The sequence below is a fragment of the Streptomyces sp. NPDC006265 genome (genome assembly GCF_040613555.1).
In the GTDB taxonomy this organism is placed as follows: domain Bacteria; phylum Actinomycetota; class Actinomycetes; order Streptomycetales; family Streptomycetaceae; genus Streptomyces.
This window is the reverse complement of sequence record NZ_JBEXSH010001178.1, coordinates 1-2,200: the sequence shown is the minus strand read 5'-3', so window position 1 is coordinate 2,200 and position 2,200 is coordinate 1. Positions and strand designations below refer to the sequence as shown.

The window sequence follows — 2,200 nt, the reverse complement described above, 5'->3', positions numbered from 1 at the left end:
GCCAGAGCTGGGCGCCGGTGTCGGCCAGGCCGCCCCCGCCGACCGCCTGCGGCTGCGTCCGGGACGGGACCGACGGGGTCGGGGCGGCACTGGTCGCCTGGCCGACGGCCTGGGAGTCGCCTAGGCCATCGGTGTCCTGGTCCTCGCCGTTCTTCGAACCGCCGCCCTGCTCGGCGGCGTTGCCGCCGTCGGCGGAGGCGGTCGCCTTCACCTCCGGCCGGGCGCCACCGGGAGCCGTGGACGCGTCGCCGGGTTCCGGCTCGGGGGCCGGCTTGTCCGCCGGGGGCTTCGCGGCGTCACCCTTGCCGTCGTCACCGTCGGCGCCGTTGTCGGCCGGCTTGCCGCCGCCGTTCCCGTTCTGCGGGGCGTCGGGCGTCTTGGTCGGCTCCTCCTGCGGGGCCTCCGGCGTCTTGGTCGGCTCCTCCTGGGGCTCCTCGCCCGGTGCCGGGTTCTGTCCGCCGTCCGCTCCGGCTCCGCACTTACGGCCTTCATTGATGCAGTCGACCATCTCCCCCATCAGATCCTCGTCGAAGATGCTGATGAAGTCGCCGTGGTCCGTGACCGGCTTGTGCAGCTGCTCCGGGAAGGAGTCGACCGCGAACAGCGGTGTCGTACGGCCGCCGTCCTGCAGGCTCGGCGCGTCGATGTCGTAGACGATGCGCTGGACCAGCTGCGGGATGGGGCGGAAGCCCGAAGGGCAGTTCCCGGCGGCGTCCGCGAACGCCACGTGGGTGCGGTGGTTGGCGCTGTCGATGTTGCGGCCGTCCCAGCAGCTCTGGAACTTGAAGGTCCGTACGACGTCGCTGCCCTGCGGGCACAGCGGGTACTTGTCCTTCAGCTGCCGGTCCTCGAACCCGGTGCAGCTCCACGAGGCGTTGGCGTTGGCCGGGCCGTTCACGAACGACTTGGCGTCGCCGGTGATGATGCGCAGCAGCCGCGGCATGGCCGTGACCTTCTCGCGCGGGTTGCCGACGAACGTCAGCGTGACCTTCTTCGGCGTGACGATCTCGCCGGCGTTGCCCTCGATGCCGCCGCCCGGCTTCTGGGCGTCCTGCTCCTGGGCACCGTTCTGCAGGCGCACGACGGGCCAGTAGTAGGTCGACTTGTCGCCCTGGTCGTCGCAGCTGGTCTCGGCCTTCGCGAGGTCCTGGTCGCTGGCGAAGGCGTTGTTGGACTGGTTGCCGACGTAGTCGTGGAAGTGGTGGGCGCCGTTGGTGACGCCCGGGGCGACGATGATGTTGTCGGAGTTGAACAGGCCGTTCTCGTTCACGCCGCAGCTGGTGGCGAAGGAACCGCGCGACGCGTTGCCCTCCTGGCGCGGGTCGTTCACGTTGGGCTGGACGCTCTTGATGTCCGCGAAGTCGGCGGCGACGGGGCCGTTGCCCGCCTGCCCTCCGTTGGCGCCCTGCTCCTGGCCGTTCCCCTGCTCCTGGCCGGACTGGTCCTGCTCCCCGGCGGGCTGTCCGTCGCCGCCGTCCTGGCCTTCGCCCTCTGCGGGCGCCTCGTTGCCGTCCTCGACGGTGCAGGCGGCGAGTGCTTCGAGGCCTTCGGGACGGTCCCCGACGCGGTCGATGGCGATCGCCATCCGCTCGAGGGTCGCGGCCCGCTTCTCCTTCAACGGGTTCACGACCGCGTTGTCGGCGAAACCGGGGTCCTGCTGCACCTGCTGGGCCGATTCACTCAGCCGCTGGTAGGCCTTGGCTATCTGCTCGTCCAGCAGGGCGAGTTCCTTGTCGACCTCCCCCCGCGCCTGCTCGGGGACCGAGGTCAGCTTGCTGCCGACGTCCGGGCAGTCGATCGTGGCGCCCGCGGTCCGGATCCCCGTGCCGGACCGTGTCTGGGCGGAGTCACCGCCCGAACCTGCGTCCGTGGCGGAGGCGTAGACGTTCGCGGCCATCAGGCCGCCTCCGCCCAGGATCAGTGCGAATGCGGCGAAGGTCGCGCGTCGTGGACCGGTAGGGCGTCTTCGCGTGTTGCGTCCCAAGGGTGCTCTCCTGCGCTTGTGGCGTACCGGGCATGAAAAATCCCCTCACCCCATACGTGCGGGAGCACCGGTGTGCTCACTCACCTCGAAAACTTTCGGAGAATTCTCATGAAGCCCGGGACGCCCGAGCCCCGCCGGACGGCACCGTCCGGCGGGCAGGCGCAGGTCAGCGGAAGTTCACGTCACTGCACAGGAAGTAGGTCTGGTCCATATGCG

Annotated in this window: 1 protein-coding gene; it reads right to left on the bottom strand. The window is 70.3% G+C overall.

The genetic code is table 11. The features are described from left to right. Positions 1 to 1,897 (bottom strand): DUF1996 domain-containing protein (locus ABZ281_RS46750; RefSeq protein ID WP_356664634.1); only part of this gene is annotated, 1,897 nt, incomplete at its 3' end. Between the last annotated feature and the right edge of the window lie 303 nt (positions 1,898 to 2,200).